The sequence below is a fragment of the Duganella sp. LjRoot269 genome (genome assembly GCF_964254095.1).
GTDB lineage: Bacteria > Pseudomonadota > Gammaproteobacteria > Burkholderiales > Burkholderiaceae_D > Rugamonas > Rugamonas hordei.
The window spans coordinates 387,116-413,209 of sequence record NZ_CAXUSL020000001.1 but is presented as its reverse complement, the minus strand read 5'-3'; the positions used below and the strand labels follow the sequence as shown (position 1 = coordinate 413,209).

The 26,094-nt window shown below is 60.9% G+C and carries 21 protein-coding genes; 6 read left to right on the top strand and 15 right to left on the bottom strand.

Annotation, left to right across the window (positions count from 1 at the left end; all coding sequences use genetic code 11):
• Positions 1 to 2: 2 nt before the first annotated feature.
• The 8 genes from ACSQ3S_RS01715 to ACSQ3S_RS01680 all read right to left on the bottom strand — a co-directional run bounded on the left by ACSQ3S_RS01715 (position 3) and on the right by ACSQ3S_RS01680 (position 9,718).
• Positions 3 to 2,066, bottom strand: coding sequence for a 3-hydroxybutyrate oligomer hydrolase family protein (locus tag ACSQ3S_RS01715; protein WP_436141423.1), 2,064 nt, complete (start codon positions 2,064 to 2,066; stop codon positions 3 to 5).
• Positions 2,067 to 2,186: 120 nt separating this feature from the next.
• Entirely contained in the window at positions 2,187 to 3,164 is a 978-nt protein-coding gene (locus tag ACSQ3S_RS01710; protein ID WP_176653217.1) for a branched-chain amino acid ABC transporter permease, read from the bottom strand.
• 10 nt (positions 3,165 to 3,174) lie between these two features.
• Entirely contained in the window at positions 3,175 to 4,059 is an 885-nt protein-coding gene (locus tag ACSQ3S_RS01705; protein WP_176653218.1) for a branched-chain amino acid ABC transporter permease, read from the bottom strand.
• A 101-nt stretch (positions 4,060 to 4,160) separates the two neighbouring features.
• On the bottom strand, positions 4,161 to 5,369 hold the full coding sequence (locus ACSQ3S_RS01700) for an ABC transporter substrate-binding protein (RefSeq protein WP_176653219.1): 1,209 nt from the start codon (positions 5,367 to 5,369) through the stop codon (positions 4,161 to 4,163).
• Positions 5,370 to 5,422: 53 nt separating this feature from the next.
• The gene (locus ACSQ3S_RS01695; protein WP_176653220.1) at positions 5,423 to 6,130 is read right to left on the bottom strand and encodes an ABC transporter ATP-binding protein; all 708 of its coding nucleotides are present in this window, start codon (positions 6,128 to 6,130) and stop codon (positions 5,423 to 5,425) included.
• Positions 6,130 to 6,900 carry an ABC transporter ATP-binding protein gene (locus tag ACSQ3S_RS01690; RefSeq protein ID WP_353401814.1) on the bottom strand — a complete coding sequence of 257 codons (771 nt, stop codon included), beginning with the start codon at positions 6,898 to 6,900 and terminating at the stop codon, positions 6,130 to 6,132. Before ACSQ3S_RS01690 ends, ACSQ3S_RS01695 begins: the two co-directional genes overlap by 1 nt.
• Before the next feature lie 123 nt (positions 6,901 to 7,023).
• Positions 7,024 to 8,652, bottom strand: coding sequence for a GMC family oxidoreductase (locus ACSQ3S_RS01685; RefSeq protein ID WP_436141422.1), 1,629 nt, complete (start codon positions 8,650 to 8,652; stop codon positions 7,024 to 7,026).
• A 28-nt stretch (positions 8,653 to 8,680) separates the two neighbouring features.
• Positions 8,681 to 9,718: an NAD(P)H-dependent flavin oxidoreductase gene (locus ACSQ3S_RS01680; protein ID WP_436141421.1), complete on the bottom strand. Its 1,038-nt coding sequence runs from the start codon at positions 9,716 to 9,718 to the stop codon at positions 8,681 to 8,683.
• A 358-nt stretch (positions 9,719 to 10,076) separates the two neighbouring features.
• On the opposite strand from ACSQ3S_RS01680, the gene ACSQ3S_RS01675 reads away from it, so the two are divergent.
• Positions 10,077 to 12,869: a bifunctional diguanylate cyclase/phosphodiesterase gene (locus ACSQ3S_RS01675; protein ID WP_436141420.1), complete on the top strand. Its 2,793-nt coding sequence runs from the start codon at positions 10,077 to 10,079 to the stop codon at positions 12,867 to 12,869.
• A gap of 331 nt (positions 12,870 to 13,200) precedes the next feature.
• Positions 13,201 to 13,887 carry a 5'-methylthioadenosine/adenosylhomocysteine nucleosidase gene (locus tag ACSQ3S_RS01670; RefSeq protein ID WP_436141419.1) on the top strand — a complete coding sequence of 229 codons (687 nt, stop codon included), beginning with the start codon at positions 13,201 to 13,203 and terminating at the stop codon, positions 13,885 to 13,887.
• Positions 13,888 to 13,943: 56 nt separating this feature from the next.
• On the opposite strand, the gene putA is transcribed toward ACSQ3S_RS01670, so the two are convergent.
• Positions 13,944 to 17,597 (bottom strand): trifunctional transcriptional regulator/proline dehydrogenase/L-glutamate gamma-semialdehyde dehydrogenase, encoded by a 3,654-nt coding sequence (putA, locus tag ACSQ3S_RS01665; protein ID WP_436141418.1) that lies wholly within the window; start codon positions 17,595 to 17,597, stop codon positions 13,944 to 13,946.
• 211 nt (positions 17,598 to 17,808) lie between these two features.
• Between putA and ACSQ3S_RS01660 the strand changes: the two genes are divergently transcribed.
• Together ACSQ3S_RS01660 and ACSQ3S_RS01655 are read left to right on the top strand one after the other, a co-directional pair.
• Positions 17,809 to 18,264, top strand: a complete 456-nt coding sequence (locus ACSQ3S_RS01660; RefSeq protein ID WP_008443393.1) for an Lrp/AsnC ligand binding domain-containing protein — start codon at positions 17,809 to 17,811, stop codon at positions 18,262 to 18,264.
• Positions 18,265 to 18,320: 56 nt separating this feature from the next.
• Positions 18,321 to 19,886 carry a methyl-accepting chemotaxis protein gene (locus tag ACSQ3S_RS01655; RefSeq protein WP_436141417.1) on the top strand — a complete coding sequence of 522 codons (1,566 nt, stop codon included), beginning with the start codon at positions 18,321 to 18,323 and terminating at the stop codon, positions 19,884 to 19,886.
• Between the two features lie 13 nt (positions 19,887 to 19,899).
• Here ACSQ3S_RS01655 and ACSQ3S_RS01650 read toward each other — a convergent pair whose 3' ends face one another.
• A complete protein-coding gene (locus tag ACSQ3S_RS01650; RefSeq protein ID WP_176653227.1) occupies positions 19,900 to 20,868 on the bottom strand; it encodes a LysR family transcriptional regulator in 969 nt (322 codons plus the stop codon).
• Between the two features lie 170 nt (positions 20,869 to 21,038).
• Here ACSQ3S_RS01650 and ACSQ3S_RS01645 point away from each other — a divergent pair, with 170 nt between their 5' ends.
• Positions 21,039 to 21,320 carry a hypothetical protein gene (locus ACSQ3S_RS01645; protein WP_353401802.1) on the top strand — a complete coding sequence of 94 codons (282 nt, stop codon included), beginning with the start codon at positions 21,039 to 21,041 and terminating at the stop codon, positions 21,318 to 21,320.
• A 45-nt stretch (positions 21,321 to 21,365) separates the two neighbouring features.
• On the opposite strand, the gene ACSQ3S_RS01640 is transcribed toward ACSQ3S_RS01645, so the two are convergent.
• The 5 genes from ACSQ3S_RS01640 to ACSQ3S_RS01620 all read right to left on the bottom strand — a co-directional run bounded on the left by ACSQ3S_RS01640 (position 21,366) and on the right by ACSQ3S_RS01620 (position 24,508).
• Positions 21,366 to 21,959 carry a chalcone isomerase family protein gene (locus ACSQ3S_RS01640; protein ID WP_353401800.1) on the bottom strand — a complete coding sequence of 198 codons (594 nt, stop codon included), beginning with the start codon at positions 21,957 to 21,959 and terminating at the stop codon, positions 21,366 to 21,368.
• A 101-nt stretch (positions 21,960 to 22,060) separates the two neighbouring features.
• The gene (locus ACSQ3S_RS01635; RefSeq protein ID WP_436141416.1) at positions 22,061 to 22,315 is read right to left on the bottom strand and encodes a YfhL family 4Fe-4S dicluster ferredoxin; all 255 of its coding nucleotides are present in this window, start codon (positions 22,313 to 22,315) and stop codon (positions 22,061 to 22,063) included.
• 12 nt (positions 22,316 to 22,327) lie between these two features.
• The gene (coaD, locus tag ACSQ3S_RS01630) at positions 22,328 to 22,819 is read right to left on the bottom strand and encodes a pantetheine-phosphate adenylyltransferase (protein ID WP_176653231.1); all 492 of its coding nucleotides are present in this window, start codon (positions 22,817 to 22,819) and stop codon (positions 22,328 to 22,330) included.
• A gap of 97 nt (positions 22,820 to 22,916) precedes the next feature.
• Positions 22,917 to 23,573 carry a 16S rRNA (guanine(966)-N(2))-methyltransferase RsmD gene (gene rsmD / locus ACSQ3S_RS01625; protein ID WP_436141415.1) on the bottom strand — a complete coding sequence of 219 codons (657 nt, stop codon included), beginning with the start codon at positions 23,571 to 23,573 and terminating at the stop codon, positions 22,917 to 22,919.
• A gap of 53 nt (positions 23,574 to 23,626) precedes the next feature.
• A complete protein-coding gene (locus tag ACSQ3S_RS01620; RefSeq protein WP_436141414.1) occupies positions 23,627 to 24,508 on the bottom strand; it encodes a DUF6279 family lipoprotein in 882 nt (293 codons plus the stop codon).
• Positions 24,509 to 24,549: 41 nt separating this feature from the next.
• On the opposite strand from ACSQ3S_RS01620, the gene glmU reads away from it, so the two are divergent.
• Positions 24,550 to 25,926 (top strand): bifunctional UDP-N-acetylglucosamine diphosphorylase/glucosamine-1-phosphate N-acetyltransferase GlmU, encoded by a 1,377-nt coding sequence (glmU, locus tag ACSQ3S_RS01615; protein ID WP_436141413.1) that lies wholly within the window; start codon positions 24,550 to 24,552, stop codon positions 25,924 to 25,926.
• Positions 25,927 to 26,094: the final 168 nt, after the last annotated feature.

Here is a 26,094-nt window from a genome sequence, read left to right as displayed (position 1 = left end):
CCCTAGTTCGGCACGTCGACCGTGGTGCCGCTGACGGTAATGGTGTTGCCGGTCACCGGCGCGGCGGCGATCGGCGGCACGTTGGCCACGGTGATCAGCGACGTGTTATCGAAACGCGGCACCGTCCGCACCACCTGCGACGGCGGCAGCGCCACCGCCGAACTGCGCAGGTTGGCCATCATCGCATCCAGCGCCCGGAACAGGTACACGTGCAGAGGCACGATATTCGCGGGCAGCGCGTTGGTGAACGAATCGAAGTGATTGGCGTTGGTCACCTCGATGTAGCGCAGCTTGCTGGTGCCGCCCTCCGCCGACGCGTTCAGCCCCAGATACGCGCGCGAGGCAAAGTTCACCGGGATCAGCGTATCGCTGCGGCCCTGCACGATGATGGCCGGCTTGCCGTGCAGATTGCCGGTCGCCGCCACCTCGGCCATGCCCGCTTTCACGCGCGCGCTTTGCGCCGCCAGCGTCGCGCTCAGCGGCCCGCCGGTGACCGCATCGACACCCGTCGCCAGCGAGCGCAGGCACAGGAAGCCGTCCAGCGACTGGTCCGCCAGGCTGCTGCTCGGCGACACGCCGAAGTTATAAGCCTTGGCGCCGCCCACGGAATTCTCGTACACCACGCTGCCGACGATGCCGTTCTGCGTGGAGAAGCTGCTCGCTTTTTGAGCAGCCGTGAAGGCCAGCGGCGTGCCCGTGGCGTCGGTCGGCGCGAACGAGAATCCGCACACCTTGTCCGTCACCGAGAACTTGCCGTAGGCGTTGGCGTACGTCACCGCCACCAGGATGTTGGTGCCCGCGTGCGCGGCCTGCAGGATGTCCGAATCCGCCAGCCAGCCGTAAGCCTTCAGCCGCGCCTTGGCGTCGTTCTGCTGCGACAGCAGGTCGGTGCCGGTCAGCAGGCCCTTGGCCACCAATGCCGTGCAACGCCCCGGAGCGGCCGCTGTGGACGCGATGCAAGGCTGGTACAGCGCGGCATAGGTCGAGTAGTCGAACAGCGCCTTGCCCTGCCCCGTCACGCTGGCGCCGCCCTGGCGCACCGAGTAGCCGGTGGCGGTCTTGGGCTGGACTTGTGGCTCGGTGGCCGCCACGCCGCTGATAAGGCCCTTGGTGTCCTGTTCCGCGGCCAGCAGGGCCGAGCCCGCACCGTTGGAGATGCTGGAAGCGATCGTGATCGTGTTTTTCGGCGTCAGGCGGACGATATGGCTCTTGTTATCCTTGGCCAGCACGCCGTACTTCTCGTTCAGCACGTAGAAGGCAAACTCCACCGCCTGCAGCGTGAACTTGCCCCAATCCTTTTCCGGATTCTGCTGCGAGTGCGCGTGCTTGAAGGCGATGCGCGCCGGCGACGACGACGCGAACGCCGCGCGGTCGGCGTCGCTCAGCGCCGGCGTGAAGATGGAATTCTTGGCCGCCGACGCGCGCGTGGCGCGCACGCCGTTCTGCAGGTTCACGCTGTCGTCCTCGAAGGTGTAGAGACCGGTGCCGCTGCCCTTGTCGGCGTAGGCGACCGCGCAGTTGTTCTTCAAGCCCCATTCGCCGGCGCTGCCGATGGCGCCGTAGATGCCGCGCGACCCGCTCGAGGTGCCGGTGACGATGCACGGATTATTCACGTCGAACGTCGCCGGCACCTGCACCATCAAGGTCACGTTCTGGTTGCCGGTACCGTCGTCGGAATACGCCACGTACTCGGAGCCGGCGACCATGCCCTGCCCCGATCCGACATTGCCCTTGGCATCCACATTCGGGCCGTACAGCGTGCCGTAGCCGCTGTTGGCGGAGATGTCGAGCACGGCGCGGTAGTTGGAGTAGATCGCATTGCGCCGCAGCTCCGCCGGCGTCGGATTCAACGGATCCGCGTAGGCGGGCGCGGTGGCGGCAGCCAGGCCGGTGGCGCCCAGGCCGGCGGTCAGCAAGTCGTCGCTGGTGCCGTCGTAGGTCTTGCTGGTGATCGTGCCCAGGTAGCTCGGCAGCTGGTTCAGATCTTCAGCCGTATCGTGCTCGTTCGAACCGCAAGCGGTCAGCGCAACGCCGGCTAGCGCCAACGCAAGTTTTTTAATATGCATGTCATCCTCTATTCAATAAAAGTTACGGACGGACCACTCCCACTCCGGCCGGCGGCCAGATAAAAATTTACTACCGATGAGAAAAAAGCGCCGGACAGAACGTCCGGCGCGTGCGCTACATCATGCGGGCTTCTTGACGGCGCCGAAGCGCGCGACAATTTCGCCGATAATCCCGCGCCGGAACAACAGCACGCAGACAATGAAGATAAAACCGATCACCATGTTGACCGCTTCGCCGATGGTGTTGAACCATTCGATGCCGGTGTGCGACACCATGAAAATGCCGAAGTCGCCCAGCTTGTTTTCCAGCGCGATGATGATGATGGCGCCCAGCATCGGACCGGCCAGCGTGCCCATGCCGCCGACCAGGGTCATCAGGATCACCAGGCCGGACATGCTCCAGTGCACGTCGGTCAGCGTTTCAAAACCCTGCACCAGCATGTTGGACGCGCCCGCCAAGCCGGACAGCGCGGCCGACAGCACGAAGGCCAGCAGCTTGTACTTGTCGACGTCGTAGCCCAGCGAGATCGCGCGCGGCTCGTTTTCCTTGATCGCCTTCAGCACCTGGCCGAACGGCGAATGCACGGTGCGCACGATCAGCATGAAGGCCAGCACCGCGACGCCCAGCACGAAGAAGTACAGCGCGGTGTCGTTGGACAGGTCGAGCATGCCCAGCAGTTTTCCACGTGGAACACCCTGCAGGCCGTCTTCGCCGCCGGTGAACTCGCCGGCGCGCAGCGCGCCGAAGTAGACCATTTGCGCCAGCGCCAGCGTGATCATCGAGAAGTAGATGCCCTGGCGGCGGATCGCCAGCGCGCCCATCACCAGGCCGATCAGCGCACCGGCTGCAACGCCGGCCAGCATGCCCAGCTCGAGCGGCCAGCCCCACACCTTCATCGCGTTGCCGGCCACGTAGCCGGCGGCGCCGAAGAAGGCGGCATGGCCGAACGACAGCAGGCCGGTAAAGCCGATCAGCAGGTTGAACGAGCAGGCAAACAGCGCGAACACCAGCAGCTTGGCCAGGAAGATCGGATAGCCGACAAACGGCGCCGCCAGCGCGATCGCGAAGGCGATCAGGTAACCCAGTTTCTTATTCATCTGTGCCCTCTTATTTTTCTTTGCCGAACAAGCCGGCAGGACGGATCAGCAACACGATGACCATCACCAGGAATACCACGGTCGACGAAAACTCCGGGTAGAACACCTTGGTCAGGCCCTCGATGATGCCCAGGCCGAGACCGGTCAGGATGGAACCCATGATCGACCCCATGCCGCCGATCACCACAACGGCGAATACGACGATAATCAGGTTCTGGCCCATCAGGGGCTGCACCTGGATCACCGGGGCCGCCAGCACCCCTGCAAAGCCCGCCAAAGCGACGCCGAAGCCGTAGGTCAGCGTGACCATCAGCGGCACGTTGATACCGAAGGCTTCGACCAGCTTGGGATTCTCGGTGCCGGCGCGCAGGTAGGCGCCCAGCTTGGTCTTCTCGATGACGAACCAGGTCGACAGGCACACGGCCAGCGAGGCGACCACCACCCATGCGCGGTAGTTCGGCAGTACCATGAAGCCGAGGTCGGTCGCCCCGGCCAGCGCCTCCGGCACCTGGAACGGCTGGCCGGACACGCCGTAGAACGAGCGGAACACGCCTTCGACCAGCAGCGTGATGCCGAAGGTCAGCAGCAGGCCATACAGATGATCCAGCTTGTAGAGCCAGCGCAGCATGGTTTTTTCAATGATGATGCCGAACACGCCGACGATCAGCGGCGCCAGCACCAGCATCACCCAATAGTTGAGGCCGAAGTAGGCCATCCCCATCCAGGCGACAAACGCGCCCATCATGTACAGGGCGCCGTGCGAGAAGTTAATCACGTTCAGCAGGCCGAAGATCACGGCCAGGCCGAGAGACAGCATGGCATAGAAGGAGCCGTTGACCAGCCCCAGCAGCAGCTGGCTCATCATCGCGGGCAGGGGAACGCCGAAAATTTCCATGAGATCACAATATAAAGATCGCCTCCCCGGACGGGGCGGCGCGGAGCCAGAAAAAGGCCGCGCGCGGCGTGGAAGCGCGCGCAGCCTGTGTACAACTCAGCTTATTTCCACAGGGCGCATTTGGTTTCCGCCTTGGTGGCGTACGCCTGGTCGCCAGGAATGGTGGCCACGACCTTGTAGTAATCCCATGGATATTTCGATTCCGACGGCTTCTTCACTTCCATCAAGTACATATCGTGCACCATGCGGCCGTCCGGACGGATCACACCGTTCTTGGCGAACATGTCGTTGATCTTGTTCGCCTTCAGGTAGGCCATGACCTTGTCGGTGTCGTCGCTGCCGACGGCCTTGACCGCCTTCAGGTAGTTGCTGGCGGCGGAGTAGTCGGCCGCTTGCAGCATCGACGGTTCCTTCTTCATTTTCTCGAAGTAGCGCTTCGACCAGGCGCGGGTTTCCGCATTCTGGTCCCAGTACCAGCCGTCGGTCAGGTACATGCCCTGGGTCAAGTTCAGACCCAGGGAGTGCACGTCGTTGATGAAGATCAGCAGGCCGGCCAGCTTCATCTTCTTGGTGATGCCGAACTCGTTGGCGGCCTTGATCGAGTTGATCGCGTCGCCGCCGGCGTTGGCCAGGCCCAGGATCTGCGCGCCCGACGATTGCGCCTGCAGCAGGAAGGACGAGAAGTCCGACGCCGACAGCGGGTGCTTGACCGAGCCCAGCACCTTGCCGCCCTGCGCCTTGACCACGTCCGCGGTGTCTTTTTCCAGCGACTGGCCGAAGGCGTAGTCGGCGGTCAGGAAGTACCAGCTCTTGCCGCCCTGCTTGACGATGGCGCCGCCGGTGCCGCGCGCCAGCGCGATGGTGTCGTAGGCGTAGTGAATCGTGTACGGCGTGCATTCCTCGTTGGTCAGGCGGGCCGAGCCGGCGCCGATCGAGATGAACACTTTTTTCTTCTCGGCCGCGACCTTGGCCATGGCCAGGTTGGCGCCGGAGTTGGTGCCGCCGATCAGCAGGTCGACGCCCTGCTGGTCGAACCATTCGCGTGCCTTGGAGGCGGCGATGTCGGCCTTGTTCTGGTGGTCCGCAGAGATGAACTCGACCTTCTTGCCGGCGATGACCACGCCGGCGTCGGCAATCGCCATCTTGACCGCTTCGGCACCGCCGGCGCCGTCGATGTCGGTGTACAGACCGGACATGTCGGTGATCAGGCCGATCTTGATGGTGTCGCCGGAAACCTGGGCTTGGGCAGCAAAAGACAGGCCGAATGCGCATACGGCGGTTGCTGCGATGGTGATGGCTTTAAGTTTCATTTCGTCTCCGTTGGTTCAAGAAGTAGTGTTATTGCTTATTTTTTTCCACTTGCTTACACGCCCAGAAGCTCGGTCAACACCGGCATCTTGGCGCTCAGTTCTGATGCAACAAAGGTCTCAACGATTTGACCGTGTTCCATCACATAAAACCGGTCCGCCAGCGGGGCGGCAAACCGGAAATTCTGTTCCACCATGACGATGGTGTATCCCTTGGATTTCAGCGTCGTGATCATCCGCGCCAGGCCTTGCACGATGACCGGCGCCAGGCCTTCCGAAATTTCATCGAGCAACAGCAGGCGCGCGCCGGTGCGCAGGATGCGCGCCACCGCCAGCATCTGCTGTTCGCCGCCGGACAGGCGCGTGCCCTGGCTGTGCTTGCGTTCTTCCAGGTTCGGGAACATCGCGTAGATTTCCTCGACCGACATGCCCTTCTCGCCGGTGGACAACTGCGGCGGCAACAGCAGGTTTTCCTCGGTCGACAGCGACGAGAAGATGCCGCGCTCTTCCGGGCAATAACCGATGCCGAGGTGGGCGATTTTGTGCGTCGGCAAACCGATCGATTCCGCGCCGTTGACCTTGATCGAGCCCTTGCGGGCGCCGGTCAAGCCCATGATCGAGCGCAGCGTGGTGGTGCGGCCGGCGCCGTTGCGGCCCAGCAGCGTGACCACTTCGCCCGGCTGCACCGTCAAATTGACGTTGTGCAGGATGTGCGATTCGCCATACCAGGTTTGCAGGTTCGAAATTTCCAGAGCGGCCGTCATCAGTGGGCTCCTTCCAGCACGGCGGCTTCTGTACCCATATACGCTTCCATCACTTGTGGATTATTCGAAACTTCCGCATACGTGCCTTCCGCCAGCATCGCGCCGCGTTGCAAAACAGAGATCTTGTCGCAGATGCCGGACACCACTTTCATGTTGTGCTCGACCATCAGGATGGTGCGGCCGGCCGACACTTTTTTAATCAACTCGGTCACGCGGTGCACGTCTTCGTGGCCCATGCCCTGGGTCGGTTCATCAAGCAGCATCAGCTCCGGTTCCATCGCCAGCGTGGTGGCGATCTCCAAAGCGCGCTTGCGGCCGTAAGGCATGTCGACGGTGACGGTGTCGGCGAATTCGGTCAGGTCGACCTCGGCCAGCAGCTGCATGGCGCGGTCGTTGAGCTTGTCCAGCGCGCGCTCGCTTTGCCAGAAGTGGAAGCTGGTGCCCAGCTGGCGCTGCAGGCCGATGCGCACATTCTGCAACACCGTCAGGTGCGGAAACACCGCCGAAATCTGGAACGAACGAATCACGCCCATGCGGGCGATCTGCGCCGGCTTGGCGGCGGTGATGTCCTTGCCGTTGAACAGGATCTGGCCGGAAGTGGGCACCAGGAACTTGGTCAGCAAATTGAAGCATGTGGTTTTGCCTGCACCATTGGGACCGATCAGCGCGTGGATGTGGCCGCGCTGCACTTTGAGATTGACATCATTGACCGCGGTAAAACCCTTGAATTCCTTGGTCAGATTCTTTGTTTCCAAGATAACGCCGGACATCCTGTCTCCCAGTTATTCTTTTCAAACTACTAAATTTTTTTAGATCATACACAGTAACAAATTGGCTAACAATACAGTATAACTACGGTTGACTTTTGATCTAAGCCTAACGGGGCCGGTCTTTCATTTCCACTCTGAACGAATCATTTCTGAAGCTTTCTCAGCGATCATGATGGTGGGAGAGTTGGTATTTCCTGAGGTAATGAAAGGCATCACGGAAGCATCGACCACGCGCAGGCCGCGTACTCCAATTACACGCAATTGGCTGTCGACCACCGCACCCGGATCGTCGGCGCGGCCCATCTTGCAGGTGCCCACCGGATGGAAAATCGTGGTGCCGATCGCCCCCGCCGCGTCGGCTAACTCCTCCTCCGTGCGATAGTGGATGCCGGGCTTGTATTCCTCCGGCGCGTATTTCTGCAGCGCCGGCGCGGCGGCGATGCGGCGCGTCAACGTCAGCGCGGCGGCGGCCACTTTGCGGTCTTCCGCGGTGCTCAAGTACATCGGCGAGATTTTCGGCGGCGCATACGAATCGGCGCTGGCGATGCGCACATGACCGCGCGACGTCGGCCGCAGATTGCAAACGCTGGCCGTGAATGCGGGGAAAGCGTGCAGCGGATCGCCAAACTTTTCCAGCGACAAAGGCTGCACGTGATATTGCAGATTCGGCGTGGCCTGGCCGACATCGGACCGGGCGAACGCCCCCAGCTGCGACGGCGCCATCGACATCGGCCCGCTCTGGAACAGCGCGTATTCAAGGCCGATTTTCATCTTGCCGAACCAGTTGGACGCCATTGTATTCAAGGTGCGCGCGCCGCCGCCGACTTTGTAGATCATGCGCAGCTGCAGATGGTCTTGCAGGTTTTCGCCGACGCCGGGCAGGTCGGCCATCGTCGCAATGCCATGCTGGTTCAGCATCGCCGCGGCGCCGATGCCGGAGCACTGCAAAATCTGCGGACTGCCAACGGAGCCAGCCGCCAGCAGGGTTTCCTTCTCTGCGGTGGCGCTGAACTGCGTGCCGCCGCCGGTGAAAATCACGCCTTTGCAAATGGTGCCGCTCTCGCCATTTTCAATGATAAGGCGTTCCACGTGGCAGCCCGTCATGATGGTCAGGTTAGGCCGCTTCGCCGCCGGTTTTAAAAACGCCTTGGCCGTATTCCAGCGTATGCCGCGTTTTTGATTGACCTCGAAGTAGCCGCAACCATCGTTGTCGCCGCGATTGAAATCATCCACTTTCTGGATGCCGGTTTGCTCGGCCGCATCGCGGAAAGCGTCCAGTATGCGCCACGACAAGCGCTGCTTTTCCACGCGCCACGGACCGCCGGCGCCGTGATTTTCCGATGCGCCGCCGTGGTAATCCTCGCTCTTCTTGAACAAGGGCAGCACCGACTGCCAGCGCCAGCTATCGTCGCCGGTCAGGTCCGCCCAGCGGTCGTAGTCGCCGACCTGGCCGCGCATGTAGATCATGCCGTTGATGGAGGAACTGCCTCCGAGCACTTTGCCGCGCGGGTACAGCAGGCTGCGGCCGCCCAGCCCGGGATCGGCTTCCGTACGGAACATCCAGTCCGTCCGCGGATTGTCTATGCAATGCAGGTAGCCGACGGGTATGTGTATCCACACATAATCGTCCCTGCCGCCTGCCTCGATGAGCAGGACATTCGCTTCCCTGTTCGCACTCAGTCGGTTTGCCAATACACAACCCGCTGACCCTGCACCAATAATGATGTAATCGTATGTGCCTGCTGATTCCAAAAACTGCTCCTCCAGGGTGGTGTTTCCGTCAGGCCGCGTTCAACTCCGCGATCAAGGTTTCGACCAGTTTCGCCGCCGGCATGGGCCGCGCGCGCGATACGCCGGTGCCGCACCAGAGCGACATCAGTTCGGTATCGCCACGCTTGGCTGCTTCGGCACGAATAGGCGTGGTTAGCGCATTTTGAATAGGATATGCGGGGAGTTGCTTCTCCACCGGCGCTAGCTCGCGCATCAAGCGGTTTTCCAGCCCGCGCGCGTAGCGGCCGGAAAACGTCCTTGTCAGCCGGGTGGGATGATCCCCGGCCGTCAACAGCCGTTGCCTGTAGTGCGGATTGATGGCGCACTCGTCCGTGACCAGAAACGCCGTGCCCATCTGCACAGCCTGCGCGCCGCCATCCAGCGCGCGCTTGATGTCGGCGCCGCTCATGATGCCGCCGGCCGCGATCACCGGAATGTGCACGGCCGAGACCACCGTCGGCAGCAGCTCGAAAGTGGTCAGCTTGGCGTCTTCCTGCGCACCGATGAAGGTGCCGCGATGTCCGCCCGCGTCCGTTCCGGAGGCGATCACCGCGTCGGCGCCCCTGCTCTGCCAGGCCAGCGCTTCGTCGGCGTGGGTAATCGTGCCGACAACCAGGATGCCGGCATCATGCAGGCGCCTGATTTGCGCCTCGCTGAGAATGCCGAACGTGAAACTGGCCACGGCGGGGCGCAGCGCGATCAAGGTTTCGAACTGGGCCGCGAAGTCTTCGCACCACTTGGCCGGCGCCGGAAGTTCGGTCCAGCCCAGCGACGACCAGAGCGGCTTGAGCCATTCCACCGCGCGCGCCACTTCCGCCGGATCCGGCTCAGGCATGCCCTGAACAAAGAAATTAAGGCAGAACGGCTTGTCGGTCAGCGCGCGGATTTGCGCGGTTTGCTCGCGGATCGTGTCCGGCGACAGCAGGGAACAGGCCAGCGTGCCCAGCCCGCCGGCATTGGAGACGGCCGCCACCTGGGCCGGCGTATTGCCGGCACCGGCGGTAGGGCCCTGGATGATCGGATGCGGAAAAACGGATGCCAAATTCATCGAAAACCTCGCATAAATGGTGTTTTTCACATGTGGATAAGTCTATGGATATCCACAGGCACCAAATGTGAGTAAACAAAAAAATTTTGGGGACCGTTTTTCTTATCCCAAAACAGTTCTTTGCTCATACACGGCTTTCGAGCCTGCTTATACGGCGCGTAAACGCCTGATTCTAATCCAAAATGGGGACTTATCCACAGAAAAGTGTCTGCGTTAACAACTACTACTATTTTTATATCTACATCTTTAGAGTAAACCATAAACCCAAAAACCACAGGCGCAAGCGCCTTGGCAACCCGATACGACTTCTTTCCCCTATACTAAGTTGGCAAACAAACAGCCACAGCCGGAGAATTTTTTGTCCTCATCACGCAAAAATCTACGGTCGCCGGCTTATCTGCGCTTTCGGCGACGTCTGATCACCGGCCTTTTGCTTATGGCGGCACTTGCCATTGCGCTTGTCGTCACGCAATTTCGCACCGCTTACATCGAACGCGAGCTCTCCGTTCAGAGCCAGACCGAGCATTACGTCAAGGCGATGGAAGCCCATGTGCGGTACTCGATTCAATCGATCGATCTGTCATTGCTCGGTTTTGCCAATGCCATCAAAGTCCTGAACCCACAACAACGCCGTTCGCCGGAAATGATGTCGGAACTACTGTCCTCACGCGGATCAAGTTTCAACAGCGAATACTGGATCACATTCCTGGATACCAAAGGCGACATCGTCGCCACGTCCACCAACAACGACGTCGCCGGAACCGCCTACGGAGATCGCGATTACTTCAAAGCCCATTTGAACGAGTCCATGCGCGGAAAGTTATTCGTTGGCGAGCCGGCGATAGGTCGCCGCAGCAAGCAAAAACTGTTTTTCCTGAGCCGTCGCGTGGAAAGCGCCAAAGGCGAATTCCTTGGCGTAATCGTCGCGCCATTGAATGTCAGCCGCTACGCCACCGTTTTTGAAAACTCGCGCTTCAGTTCCGACATCTCGATCACATTGGTACACGCTGGTGGAAAAGTGATTGCCCGCGCGCCGAATTTTGAGGAAGCATTTGCGCGCGACCTGGGCCCGACGGCCTTATTCGACAACGTTCGCCGCGCCAAATCCGGCACCTACAAAACCGTCAGCAGCATCGACAAGCTGACCCGGGTCTTCAGCTACCGCGTATTCGCGGATGTTCCGCTGGTGATCGTTGTTGGCAGCAACGATTCGGAAGCGACCCGGCTGTTGCAGCAAAACTATCTGATCGCCGGTGCCGGCCTGGCGATATTGTTGTTGCTCATGGCTGGCGCTGGCCACTTCTCGCTGCGCACCTACACCAGGCAGGAAGAACGCGAATTGCGCTATCGCACCATGTACACGGCCAGCCGCGAAATGGAACAAAAACTGCTGGCCAACGAGGAGGAACGGCGCAAAAACGAAGAATCCATGAAGCTGGCCGCGCTGCTGTTCCAGAATTCCGGCGAAGGCATGATGGTGACCGATGCGGACGGCCGCATTCTGGCGGTGAATCCGGCGTTTTCTTCGCTCAGCGGTTATTCGGAAAAAGAAGTGATCGGCCACCGCGGCTATGAGCTCACTTCCGGCCGCCACGATCTGAGCTTCTACACACGCATGTTTGAATCGATCGCCCAGTCCGGCCAATGGGAAGGCGAACTCTGGCATCAGAACAAGAACGGCGAGGAATACCTGGTCGCGATGCGCTTCAACACCGTCTACGACGAGTTGGGAAATCCTTTCCGTTACGTCGCCCTGCTCAGCGACATCACCAAAAGGAAGGCATCCGAAGAATTGATCTGGCGCCAGGCCAACTTCGACGCGCTGACCGGATTGCCAAACCGGCGCATGTTCCATGAGCACCTGCGCCAAGAAATGAAAAAAACCGACCGCTCGGGCCTGCCGATGGCGCTGGTCTTTGTCGATCTGGATCACTTCAAGGAAATCAACGACACACTGGGCCACGATAAAGGCGATCTGCTGCTGAAAGAAGTGGCAAAACGGCTGTCCAATTCCGTGCGCGGCACCGATACCGTGGCCCGCCTGGGCGGTGACGAGTTCACCGTCATCTTGAGCGAGCTGCGCAATGCCGGCGACGTGGTGCGCATCGCGCAGGAAATCCTCAAGCAGATGAGCACGCCATTCGACCTCGACGACGGGGCGGACAACCACATTGCCCATATTTCGAGCAGCATCGGCATCACCTTGTACCCGGAGGACGGCGCCGATGCTGAAACTTTAATCAAGAACGCCGACCAGGCCATGTATGCGGCCAAGCAGCAGGGCCGCAACCGCTTCAATTATTTCGCGCCGTTCATGCAGGAAGCCACGCGCGTGCGCATGACCCTGGTCAACGAATTGCGCGAGGCGGTCAATCACGAAGAACTGCGGATCCTGTTCCAGCCGATCGTCGACCTGGACAGCGGCAACATCTGCAAGGCCGAAGCGCTGGTGCGCTGGCAGCATCCGGTACGCGGACTGCTGAATCCTGCTGAATTTATAGGCATCGCCGAAAGCAGCGGCATGATCGTCGGCATCGGCGACTGGGTGTTCAAGCAGGCCGCGCGAGAAGCGCACAAGCTGCAGGCACTGGGATTGCCCGATTTCCAGGTCAGCGTGAACAAATCCTCCTGGCAGTTCCGCGACGACGGCAGCAACTACCAGCAGTGGCTGGATTTTTTGCAGGAATTGCACCTCAACCCCAACAGCATCATCATCGAAGTGACGGAAAACCTGCTGCTGGACACGGCCAACTCGGTTTCCGAACGCATGTTGGCGCTGCAGCACGCCCATATGCAGATTTCGCTGGACGATTTCGGCACCGGCTATTGCTCGGTCGCGTTTTTAAAGCGCTTCGATATCGATTACATCAAGATCGATCCAACTTTCGTCTCCAATCTGGCCGATGGCACGGACGGCATCGTCCTTTGCGAGGCAATTATCGCCATGGCGCACAAGCTGGGCATCAAGGTTATCGCCGAAGGCATCGAAACACCGCAACAAATGGACGCCCTCAAGGCTGCCGGTTGCGATTTTGGACAGGGATATTTGATTTCCAGGCCGATTTCAGCCGAAGAATTGGAGAAAAAGATCAAAACTGGAACCTCGCCTGTGAATAACTCGCTGGATATCCACAGGACGACTTGTGAGTAAGCACCCAAGTTGTCCGGAGGCCGATATTTTATACAGAATTGCTCCTGAACTGTTACAGCGCTTATGCAGCGGCTTATCTTTCTCGTAAACAAATGATTTGTAAACGTATACAGGACTTATCCACAGGCTTTTGCTCGTTTACTATTACTACTATTTTTATATAAATCTTTTGTAAACTACTAAACCACAAAACGCGAAATCTGAAGGCTTGCTCGTGCTCTGAAAGCACTTCGCACGGCAAAAAACCGCTTAAAATCGATCGTTTTTTGAAAACCGCTGTGGAAAAACAGCGGAAAATCCACAGCCGCCACATTGAAAACCAAGGAAAAGCATGCGTTTAGGCATCATCAGCGCGTTGGCTGAAGAACAGCATGGGCTGATAGAAGCCCTTCAGAGCCCCTACAAGCTCGTCCATGGGATGAGGGAGTACACGGGCGGGAAACTCTGGGAAATCGACGCTGTGTGCGTTCTGTCGCGTATAGGCAAGGTTGCCGCAGCGATGACAGCTTCCATCCTTGTGGAAAAGTTCGGAGTTACCCACATCATCTTTACCGGCGTCGCCGGAAGCGGGGATAAAGATGTATGGGTTGGGGATATCGTGGTCGCCGAATCGCTGGTGCAGCACGATTTCGATGCCAGCCCGCTTTTTCCACAGTTTGAGATCCCGCTGACGGGCATCTCGCACTTCGCCACGGACAGGGCGTTGACCGACCGGCTGGCCGGCGCCGCCCAGCTGACCTCGCGCGTGCATCGTGGCTTGATCGCCAGCGGTGATCAATTTATAGGCAAACTGACGCAGATTCAGGCCCTGAAGGCTGCATTGCCCGATTTATTGGCAGTGGAGATGGAAGGCGCAGCCGTGGCGCAAGTGTGTTTCGAGCTGGGCATACCGTTTGCGGTGATCCGCACGATCTCGGACAACGCCAACGACGATGCCGCCGTCGACTTCATGCATTTCATCAAAACGGTGGCTTCCCGCTACGCCTTTGAAGTGATTGAAAACTTCTGCAAGGCGTAAAAAAAGGGCCGGGTTTTATCCCGGCCCTTAAAACAACAACAGGTAATCGTTAAAGCTTACGCTTCCAGCGTCATCAGGCTGGCATTGCCGCCGGCTGCCGTCGTATTGACGCACAGAGCACGCTCAGCAAGCAAACGCCACAGGGGGATGGCACCATCCTCGTTGGTGTCGATCAAGCCCACCAGCGCCCCGCTACGGGCCGCCAGCTGGGCACGCAGGCCAGCGACCCGCATGGTCTCGACCAGGGCGATCTGGAAATCGCCGGCAAAGTCCCGCAGGCTGCCGACAACTTGCACGCGATCCTTGACCACGGCAGGCAGGTCGCCAGGCAGCAGTTTCGAACTGTCTTCCGCCACCAGCGCGATATTGCCGGTGGCCAGTGCCGCGGCGATCTGGTTCAACAAGCCCGCCAGCGTTTCGGCCACGCAAACCACGGAACCGCGCGGCACCAGCGCCAGCGTATTGCGTTCGCCGGTCGGGCCGGGCAGCACGGTCAGGCTGCCCAGCATCGTCGTGCGGCTGTACTGTTCGGCCAGGCTCGCGACACGCTCGTGGCCATGCATTTTCGACCAGACCGCCAGCGCATCCAGGCCCGGCGTCGCCTGGCGTTCGTGCTGGGACGTCGTTATCGCGCTGCGCTGCAGGCGTTTCAGGTACAGCGGACCGCCGGCTTTCGGACCGGTGCCGGACTTGCCTTCGCCGCCGAACGGCTGCACGCCCACCACCGCGCCGACAATGTTGCGGTTCACATAGATGTTGCCCACATGCGCGCGCGAGCTGATGTAATCGATGGTTTCATCGATGCGCGAGTGGATGCCCAGCGTCAGGCCGAAGCCGCTTTCGTTGATCTGCTCGACCAGCGCTGGCAGATCGGCGCGCTTGTAGCGGATCACGTGCAGGACCGGGCCGAACACTTCCTGCGTCAGCTCGGCCAGCGAGCGGATCTCCATCACGGTCGGCGGCACGAAGGTGCCGGCGGTCGTCACAGCGGCCGGCAGGTCCAGCGAGAAGTAATTCAGCGCCGTAGCCTTCAGCTTGTTGATGTGCGCCAGCAGGTTTTGCTGCGCCTCGGCGTCGATCACCGGGCCGATATCGGTCACCAGGCGGTCCGGGTTGCCGACTTTCAGCTCCTGCATCGCGCCCTTGAGCATCTTGATGGTCTTGTCGGCGATATCTTCCTGCAGGAACAGCACGCGCAGCGCCGAGCAGCGCTGGCCGGCGCTGTCGAAGGCCGACGAAATCGCGTCCTGCACCACCTGTTCCGGCAGCGCCGACGAATCGACGATCATCGCGTTCTGGCCGCCGGTCTCGGCGATCAGCGGAATATCGCAGTTTTCAGCGATGGCGCGCTTGGCCAGCGTGCGGTTGATCAGCTGCGCCACTTCGGTCGAGCCGGTGAAGATCACGCCCTTGACGCGCGCGTCGGCGGTCAGCGCGGCGCCGACCACTTCGCCGCGGCCAGGCAGGAATTGCAGCGCGGCGCGCGGAATGCCTGCTTCATGCAGCAGTTCGACCGCGCGGTGCGCGATCAGCGGCGTTTGCTCGGCCGGCTTGGCCAGCACCACGTTGCCGGCGGCCAGCGACGCGGCCACCTGGCCGGTGAAGATCGCCAGCGGGAAGTTCCACGGGCTGATGCAGGTCACCGGGCCGAGCGCCAGCGTGTTGGTCGAACCATGCACCTCATTCGCGTAGTAGCGCAGGAAATCGACCGCCTCGCGCAGCTCGGCGATGGCGTTCGGCAGCGATTTGCCCGCTTCGCGGATCGCCAGCGTCATCAGTTCCATGGCGTTGGCTTCGAACAGGTCGGCGGCGCGGTTTAGTGCGGCGGCGCGCAGCGACGGCTCGGTGGTCTGCCAGTCCATGGCGAAATTGCTGGCGCTGGCCAGCGCCGCTTCGACGTCGGCGGCGCTGGCTTCGACCAGCTGGCCGACGATGTCGCTGCGCTGCGCCGGGTTGGTCACGTCCTGCACCGGCTGGCCGGCACTCAGCGCACCCGCCAGCAGCGGCGCGGCATGCCAGCTGCGCGGCGCGGCCAGTGCCGCCGAAATATCGCGCAGCACGTTTTCATTGGCCAGGTCGAAGCCGGTCGAGTTCTTGCGGTCGCCGAACATGTTCAGCGGCAGGGCGATGCCGGTGTGCGGCTGGCCCCCCTGCTCGCGCGCCTGCGCGACCGGATCCTTGACCAGCGTATCGATTGGGATCGCTTCGTCGACGATCTGGTTGACGAACGACGAGTTGGCGCCGTTCTCGAGCAGGCGGCGCACCAGGTAGGCCAGCAGCGTTTCGTGGGTGCCGACCGGCGCGTAGATGCGGCACGGCTTGTCCAGGTTGTCCTTGCCGACCACTTGATCGTACAGCGATTCACCCATGCCGTGCAGGCACTGGAATTCGTAGTCGGTCACGCCGTCGCGCTTGGCCCAGGTGTAGATCGTCGACAAGGTTTGCGCGTTGTGCGTGGCGAACTGCGGATAAATCACGTCGGTCGCGCCCAGCAGTTTTTGCGCGCAAACCAGGTAGGACACGTCGGTATAAACCTTGCGCGTGTAGACCGGATAGCCGCTCATGCCGTCGACCTGGGCGCGCTTGATCTCGGCATCCCAATACGCGCCCTTGACCAGGCGCACCATGAACTTGCGGCCGCTGCGCTTGGCCAGGTCGATCAGGTAGTCGATGACGAACGGGCAGCGTTTTTGATAAGCCTGCACGACAAAGCCGATGCCGTCGAAGCCGGCCAGTTCCGGGTCGTAGGCCATCGCTTCCATCAGGTCCAGCGACAGTTCCAGGCGGTCGGCCTCTTCCGCATCGATGTTCAGGCCGATGTTGTAGTGCTTGGCCAGCAGCACCAGCTGGCGCACGCGTGGCAGCAGTTCTTCCATCACGCGGGCACGCTGGGCGCGGCTGTAGCGCGGGTGCAGCGCCGACAGCTTGACCGAAATGCCGGGACCGTTCTTGATGCCGCGGCCGTTCGAGGCCTTGCCGATCGCGTGGATCGCGGTTTCGTAGGAGGCATAGTACTTCTTGGCATCGGCCTCGGTCAGCGCAGCCTCGCCCAGCATGTCGTAGGAGTAGCGGTAGCCGCGCGCTTCGTTGGATAGGCCGTTCTTGATCGCTTCGTCGATGGTCTGGCCGGTGACGAACTGGTTGCCCAGCATGCGCATCGCCAGGTCCACGCCTTTGCGGATCAGCGGTTCGCCGCCCTTGGCGATCAGCTTGCTCAGCGCCGAGCCGAGGCCGGTTTCGCTGTTGGTGCTGACCAGTTTGCCGGTGATCAGCAGGCCCCAGGTTGCCGCATTGACAAACAACGACGGCGACTCGCCCAGGTGCTTGCGCCAGTCGCCTTTGCTGATTTTGTCGGCAATCAAGCGGTCGGCGGTGGCATTGTCGGGAATACGCAACAAAGCTTCGGCCAGGCACATCAGTGCCACACCCTCTTCGGAAGACAGCGAAAACTCGTGCATCAGGGCATCCACGCCGGATGCGCGGGTGCGTTGCTCGCGCACCGAACTGACCAGTTTGTGGGCCAGTTGTTGAGCCTGCTGCAGGCTGTTGGCGTCGTTATTCTTGATCTGTTCCAGCAGCCATTGAACAGCGTCAACTTCATCGCGGCGATAGGCGGCCGTCACTGCTGCGCGCAGGGGAATCGGGTCGCGCAGGATCTCGTTTTGCAGCGCGGAAAAAGGGGTAAAACCGGTGGAAACAACTGCTTGCATGAATCACTCTCAGAATAGAAATTTTGGCGCGGCTCATTACAAAAAAACGCTCAACCGGCGACCGCCGGCGAGCGTAAAAATGAAGAACAACTGATGATTCGATTGTAGTGTGATTTCTTCTGGATTAATTCTGGTAATACAGGGGGCTAGCAATAGATTGTTTTTGGTGAGACAATTTAACCAAATAATATTTATGTAGGAGTTCCCGGAAATGCTAGACAAGATCAGTAAGAAAATCTTGATGGAATTGCAGAGCGATGGCCGCATCAGCAATGTCGAACTGGCGGCGCGGGTGAACCTGTCGCCGGCTGCCTGCCTGGAACGCGTGCGCAAGTTGCACGAGTCCGGCTACATCATGGGTTACACCGCCCAACTGAATCCACAGTTGCTTGATGTATCCTTGCTCGTCTTCATAGAGGTAGTGCTTGATCGCACCACCCCTGAAGTCTTCGACGCGTTCAAACACAGTGTCCAGGTGATTCCGGAAGTACTGGAATGTCACATGGTCGCCGGCGGCTTCGACTACCTGGTCAAAGCCCGCGTCAAGGACATGGCAGCTTACCGGGAATTCCTCGGTAAAACCCTGCTCCAGAAAGGCGTTCGTGAGACCCACACCTACGCCGTCATGGAAGAAGTGAAGAATACCACCAAGTTACCCATAAAATAGCATCGTGGAAATAAATTAGTCGGGACGCCAGGCGTTCTGGGTCAAACGGGGGACAAATGAAGCTTTTGCAGCACAAGCTGGTGCAACGCGGACTATGGTTTTTGGGGGCGACGGCGGGAGGAACCTGCCTTGCTTATTTGTTCAACCTGGCGGCAGGCGATGGCGCCGCACTGATTTATACCGCCGCTCCGGCGGCGTTGACCGGTGCGTTGATCGCCTGGTGGGCGGCCCGGCAAAGCAGCGACGAGGGCGGCGTACGCCAATTCGCCCATGTGGTCGGTGAAGAGATCGACGCCATCATGATCGGCGCGGCCGAGACCTCGTACTTCGTCGATTCGGTCAAGAAGAAAATCGAGCTCGATGTCGGCATCGCCGGCAGCATCGTCCAGAGCTCGCGGCAAAACGCCGAGACCACCGAGCGCATCGCCGCCAACGCCGAGCGCGCGGCGGAGATCGCCGCCCAGGTGCGCGGCGAAACGGTGGCCGGGCGCGCCGAGGCCGACCATGGCCTCAAGCGCATCAGCGCGGCGCGCCAGGAAGCGCAGACGGCGGCCGCCGTCATGGCCAGCCTGCAATCGAATTCCCGCAAGATTTACAGCTTCACCGAGGCCATCAGCGAAATCTCCGCCCGCACCAACCTGCTGGCGCTGAACGCCGCGATCGAAGCGGCGCGCGCCGGCGAGCAGGGACGGGGTTTTGCCGTGGTCGCCAGCGAGGTGCGCCAGCTGGCCTTGCGCACCAAGGAAGCCACCGACGAGATCAGCACCATGGTGCGCGAGATCAACCAGCAGGCCGAGCAGGCCGCCACCGGCATGAATTCGCTGGCGGCCAGGGTCAGCGACGCGGCCGGCAACGTGGAAACGGTGCACGGCTTGCTGGGCAATATCGAGCGCTCATCCGGTGTGTCGGAAGACGAGATCGGCCAGATCGCCCGCGCCTCGCGCGAGCATGTGGCCACCACCGAGGATATCGCCGCCGCCATCGCCAGCATCCGCGACAGCCTGTTATCCACAGAGAAGGAATTGCCGCGCGCCGCCAGTTCGGCGATGGCGCTGGCCGAGCGGGCCGAAGTGATTACCGGCGCGCTGGGCGAATCGTCGATCGAGACCTCGCACGATCCGATCCGGATGGCCGCGCAGCAGGCGGCGGAAGATGTGGGACGGCTGTTCGAGTCGGCCATCGCCTCGGGCAAGATCACGCGCGAGGCGCTGTTCGACCGCAGCTACACGCCGATCCCGAACACCGACCCGCCCAAGCATAAAACCCGCTTCGATGATTTCACCGACCGCGCGTTGCCGGGCCTGCAGGAAGCGCTGTTGGCGGCCATGCCGCAACTGGCTTACGCCGGCGCTGTGGATAACAACGGCTATTTCCCCACGCATAACAAGAAGTTTTCGCAGCCGCTGACCGGCAACTACGATGTCGACATCGTCAACAACCGCACCAAGCGCATCTTCAGCGACCGTACCGGCAAGCGCTGCGGCTCGAACACCAAGCCCTTCCTGCTGCAAACCTACAAGCGCGATACCGGCGAAGTGATGCACGACTTGTCGGCGCCGATTTATGTGAACGGCAAGCACTGGGGCGGTTTCCGCATCGGCTACCGCTCCAGCCACAAGTAATCGGTAGCGCTTTTTAATACGTGTCGTTTTTGGGCGCGGTGCCCGGCGCGGTGCGCTGGGTCACGGAATTCATGCCTTCCAGATGCATGCGCAGCCACTTGTGGGCCGGGCTGCGCGCATCGCGCTCGTGCCACAGCATGTCCAGGTGGACCGCCGGCAGCTGGAACGGCAACTCCTTCGAAATCAGCGCGTCGGTCATGCCGGTCGAGGCGATCAGGTGGCGCGGCAGCACGGTGATCAGGTCCGAGTTGGCCACCACGCGGCCGGCGGTGAAGAACTGGTTCACCGTCAGCAAGATGCGGCGCTCGCGCTGGATCTGCGCCAGCGCCTCGTCGACCAGGCCGTGCGCGCGGCCGGAAAAACTCACCAGCAGGTGATTGGCCTTGCAATAGTTATCCAAGGTCAGGTCAACCTTGGACAGCGGATGGTCGCGCCGCATCACGCACACGTAATGGCCGGAATACAGCCGCTCGTGGCGGATCGGCGAACCGGTTTCGTACGACAGCTGCGCCGCCACGCCGGGGAAGAAGCCCACCGCCAGGTCGATATCGCCGCGCAGCAGCATCGGCCGCGGTTCGCGCGTGGTCAGCGGCACCATGCGCACGTTGACGCCCGGGGCCTCCCTCTCAATCGAACGCATCAGCGACGGCAGCCAGAAGGCGGCGGTGGCGTCGGCCATCGCCATGCGGAAGGTGGCGTGGGCGGCCGAGACATCGAAGGTTTCCGGCGCCACGGCCGCTTCCAAGCTGGCCAGCGCGCTGCGCACCGACGGCCACAGCGATTCGGCGCGCGGCGTCGGCTTGACGCCGTAGGCGGTGCGGATCAGCAATTCGTCGCCCAGGCTCTCGCGCAGGCGCTTGATCGCGTTGGAAACGGCGGGCTGGGTCATGGCCAGGTGGCCGGCGGCGCGTGTCAGGTTTTGCTCTGTCATCACGGCGTCGAAGACGCGTAACAAATTCAAGTCCAGCGTCAAAAAGCTCATGTCGGCTCAGGTGTGGGGTTGGTGTCGATACAGTATCGAGAAATATGGATTTCTCGTCAACGATTAAGTATTCCATTCACCAAACGCATAATTGTTATCGGGGAAGTAAATTGGATACTTATGTTGCGCTGCACTATAGTTACACTTGATTCTAAATGCAGCGTTACATCATGTCTACCATCATCTCAGTTGTACAAAATTTTTCCCTCGTGACCGCCGGTGAGCTGGCGCTGGCCAGCGGCGCCGTCTGCGCCCTGCTGGTGCTGTTCAAGCCGCTGCTGCGCGGCCTGGCGCGTGCCGCCATGCTGGTGATCAAGCCGAAATTGAGCAAGGAAGAGCGCCTGCACCGCCGCCAGATGCGCGATGCGATGATGCTGAAGCGGATGTTGAATTCGATGGAAGGCGAGCCGAGTCACGCCGCCGAATTGCGTGCCATGGCTGCGCGTGCTTAAATATTGAGTAGCGGTACCGGAGCTTCCGGTACCGTGCGATTCAGATTACTTCTCGCCCAGCAGGGCAGGCTTCAGCGAGCTGTCCACCGGCTTGTCGCCCAGCCAGATCCGCAGCACGGCGTTGTAGAACGCCACGTCCGGCATCAATTCCCCGATCTTCTTCCCGTTCAGATAGCACTGCGTGCCCTCGCCCGGGGTCCAGTCCAGCAGCATCTGGTCGCCCTTTTTCAGCGCCTGGATCTGCGCGAAGACTTCGCCGAACTTCATCGTTTGCGGCAGGATCTTGGTGCGTTCGCTGTTGTCGGTGTTGGCTTTCAGGCCTTCCATGAAGGCCTTGCCGAAGTCCTCCGAGCTGACTTCGCGCAGCATCGTGATGGCCACGCGGCGCGGGCCCTGGAGCGCCAGCACGTCCGGCACCGTGTTTTTCTTTTCGGTCAGGTAGAGGCCGGCGGCATAGACTTTGAAAAACACCTTGGTGCGCAGGCCGGCGCCGTTCAGTTTCAGCTCCTTGCCGGCAACGTTGATGGTGTCGTCGAATTTGACGCCGGCAACCTCCACCGACGCCAATGCGGGCAGGCTGAAGCTGCTTGCCAGGAAAGCGGCGGCGAGCAGGCTTTTGATGATATTTCTGCGATTCATTATTGTCTCCGTGGTAGGCCTAGGCCGAATATACCATCACGGAGAGAGCAAAAACGCGCTGCGGCGCAATTTGGCCGCACGGTCATGCTTTTTTTGGCTTCTCAGGCCTTGCCGCCCTGCAGGCGCTCGTATTTGGCGCGCAACTGCTCTTCGGACTCGCGCCAGGCGGGATTGAAGGGAATGCAGCTGACCGGGCACACCTGCTGGCATTGCGGCTCATTGAAATGGCCGACGCACTCGGTGCATTTGTCCGGGTTGATTTCGTAAATTTCGGCGCCCATGTAGATCGCGTCGTTCGGGCACTCCGGCTCGCAAACGTCGCAATTGATACAGTCGTCGGTGATCATCAAGGCCATGGCGGTACTCTCTTACTCGGCCTGGGTGGCGGCAATTTTCTTTTGCAGCCAGCGGTCGACCGATGGGAAAACAAACTTGGACACATCCCCGCCCAGCACCGCGATTTCGCGCACGATGGTGCCGGAGATGAATTGATACTGGTCGGACGGCGTCAGGAACAGCGTTTCGACGTCCGGCAGCAGGTAGCGGTTCATGCCCGCCATCTGGAATTCGTATTCGAAGTCGGACACGGCGCGCAGGCCGCGCACGATGACGCGGGCGTCATGCTCGCGCACGAAATCCTTCAGCAGGCCGGAAAAACTCTGGACCTTCACGTTCGGATAGTGGCCCAGGACTTCGTTGGCGATGGTCAGCCGCTCTTCCAGCGAGAAGAAAGGCTTTTTGTTCTTGCTGTCGGCAACGCCCACGACCAGCGTGTCGAACAGACCCGATGCGCGACGCACCAGATCTTCGTGACCACGGGTCAGCGGATCGAAAGTTCCTGGATAAACGGCTACTACCATTGCGGCTCCCTGCAGTGCACCAATATAGAACGCGCATTATGCCTGAAAAACACTCTTTGCCTAAATATGGGGCAGTTTTAGGCACAAATGCTGGTGATTAGGCGCTTGTTCCCTTGTGTTTTAACAAATGATAAAACACCATTCCGGCCTTGTCTGCCCGGATCACTTCCCATGGCGCCATCCATTCCGGCATGTCGCCCTCGTCGAACTCCAGCGCGGCGCCGGATTCGGCGTAGATCAGGCCGCCATCCTTCAAAATGCGCGTGCACAGCGGCAGGCAGCGTTCCAGGAACTCTTGCTGGTACGGCGGATCGAGGAAAATCAGGTCGTATTTCTGGCCACGGGCGGCGGCCGATTGCGCCACGGCCAGCGCGTCGCCGCGCATGATGCTGACGTTGTCAGCCTTCAGCTTGGTCTTGATTTCGTCCAGCTGGCGCACCACCGGCACGTTGCTGTCGACCATGGTCACCGCGGCGGCGCCACGGCTGGCCGCTTCGAAACCGAGCGCGCCGCTGCCGGCGAACAAGTCCAGCACCTGCGCATCGGCCCAATAGGCGTCGCGCTGGTGATTGATCCAGTTGAACACCGTTTCGCGCACGCGATCCGGCGTCGGACGCAGGCCGGAGGCGCTCAGCACCGGCAGCGGCGTGCGCTTCCAGGCCCCGCCGATGATGCGCACCTGGTTGCTGTGCTGGGGACCGTGGACCGGGACTTTGGCGGGTTTCGCGGGCTTGCTTGCGGGCTTCTTCGGCATGTGGCTGTGTTCTAAGTCATTGATTCAACAGGGAGCCATCATACCATATGGGCCTATTTGGGCTCTGCCGCCAGATTGTTGAAGTCGTCGATCCAGCCCTGCATGCGCTTCTGCGCGTGGGCTTTCTGGACCGGCGTGGCGATCTTGATCACCGTTAAGATCAGCTGCACGGTGGATTCGTCGTAGGCGTCGAAGAAAGGCTTGCGCTCGGAATTTTCCAGGCGGTTGAAACTGTCCTTGATCAGGGTGTGGATAAGTGCCATGGTCGCGTCCTTGCCGAGTTTTTCGCGCTGCACTTTTTGCACCAGGGTCAGGATATTTTTCTGGCGGCGCATGCGCTCATCGAGCCAGATCTCGTTGTCCAGCGGACGGGCGTCGGAAGCCTTGCGGATCTGCGCTTCCTGTTCGGACGTGAAACTGCCGAACCACAGCTCGAACTGCTCCATCGACTTTTTATAGCGGAATTTCTGCTGCGCCTCCTTGTCGCCCTTCATGTTCTTTTTGCGGAACTCGGCGTTGTTGGCAGAAAACTTCTTCTCCAGCGTGGCGATCTGCTCCGGCTGCAGTGAGCGCGCCAGGTCGGCCAGCTCCGGCAGTGCCTTGAAAAGCAGCAGCTGGGTGCGGCTCTTGATCTCGTCGTAATCGCCCAGCAGATCGGCCTGGGTCGGATTGCCGGCCAGTTGGCGCTGCCCCGTCTGCAGGATCTGCACGTAATCGCGCAGCTGTGTCTTGCGATGCCAGCGGAACAGATCGTCGATGTCTTTCTTGACCCAGCTCTTTTGATCCGAGTTGAGGTCCACGTAAGCGTCTATCCACCAGTAGAGCAGCGTGTCGCCATGGTTGTAGGCCAGCCGCAGCGAACTGCAGCCGGCCAGCAGCGCCATGAGCGCGATCAGGAAAAGGCGGCGTAGCGTCCGGCCGCTGCTATGTGGCATGTTAGACTTTTGCATTTATTCACTCTCTCGATTTGGCACCTATGAATGTAGTTATCCTCGCCGCTGGTATGGGCAAGCGCATGCAATCGGCGCTGCCGAAAGTTTTACATCCACTGGCCGGCAAGCCATTGTTATCGCATGTACTGGATACGGCACGCAGTCTTGCTGCCAGTCGATTATGCGTGATTTACGGACATGGAGGCGCAGCGGTGCAGGAGTTGCTCGCCAAACAGCCCGAACAGGTCGCCACCGCGCTGCAGGAACCGCAGCTGGGCACCGGCCACGCGGTCATGCAGGCGCTGCCGGAACTCGACGACAATATCCCTACCCTGATCCTCTACGGCGACGTGCCGCTGACCACGGCCGCCTCGCTGCAGGCGCTGATCGACGCGGCCGGCGGCGACAAGCTGGGCATCCTGACCGTGGTGCAGGATGACCCGACCGGCCTCGGCCGCATCGTCCGCGAAGGTGGAACAATGAGCGGCGCGATCGTCCGCATCGTCGAGCAGAAAGATGCCAGCGAAGCCGAGCGCGCCATCAAGGAAATCAACAGCGGCATCATGGTGGTGCCGACCGCGCGCCTGAAGCAATGGCTGGGCGCGCTGAAGAACAACAACGCGCAGGGCGAGTACTACCTGACCGACATCGTCGCCATGGCCGTGGCGGACGGCGTGCCGGTGGTGTCGGCCCAGCCGTCGGCGCAATGGGAAGTGGCCGGCGTCAACAGCAAGGTGCAGCTGGCCGAGCTCGAGCGCATCCACCAGCGCAACATCGCGCTCAAGCTGCTGGAACAGGGCGTGACGCTGATGGATCCCGCGCGCATCGACGTGCGCGGCGAACTGATCTGCGGCCGCGACGTCACCATCGACGTCGGCTGCGTGTTTGAAGGCAAGGTTGAGCTGGGCGACGGCGTGCGCGTGGCCGCGCACAACGTCATCGTCAACGCCCGCATCCTGGCCGGCGCGCAGATCAAGCCGTTCTGCCACATCGAAGAGGCGGTGGTTGGCGAGGTGTCCATCATCGGCCCGTACGCGCGCCTGCGTCCCGGCACGGTGCTGGCGGAGGATGTGCATGTGGGTAACTTCGTCGAGATCAAGAACGGCCAGGTCGGCGCGCACAGCAAGGCCAACCATCTGGCCTACATCGGCGACGCGACCATCGGCTCGCGCGTCAACATCGGCGCCGGCACGATCACCTGCAACTACGACGGCGTCAACAAGTCGCGCACCGTGATCGAGGACGACGCCTTCATCGGCAGCGACAGCCAGCTGGTGGCGCCGGTCACCGTCGGCAAAGGCGCGACACTGGGCGCCGGCACCACGCTGACCAAGGATGCGCCGGCCGGCAAGCTGACGGTTTCGCGTCCGCGCCAGGTCACCATCGAAAACTGGATCCGTCCGGTTAAAAAGCCCAAGTAAGCCGCGCGCTGCTTTAGAGAGCCGGGATTATTCCCGGCTTTTTTATTTGTGGATAACGATGTGGAGAAGCCTGCGCATAAACCCTGCAAAAGCGAGGTATAAGCCAGGGAAAACCACGGGATAACCAGCGCTCACTGAGCTGTAAGCGGCCATTTCCCTGGGTTGCGG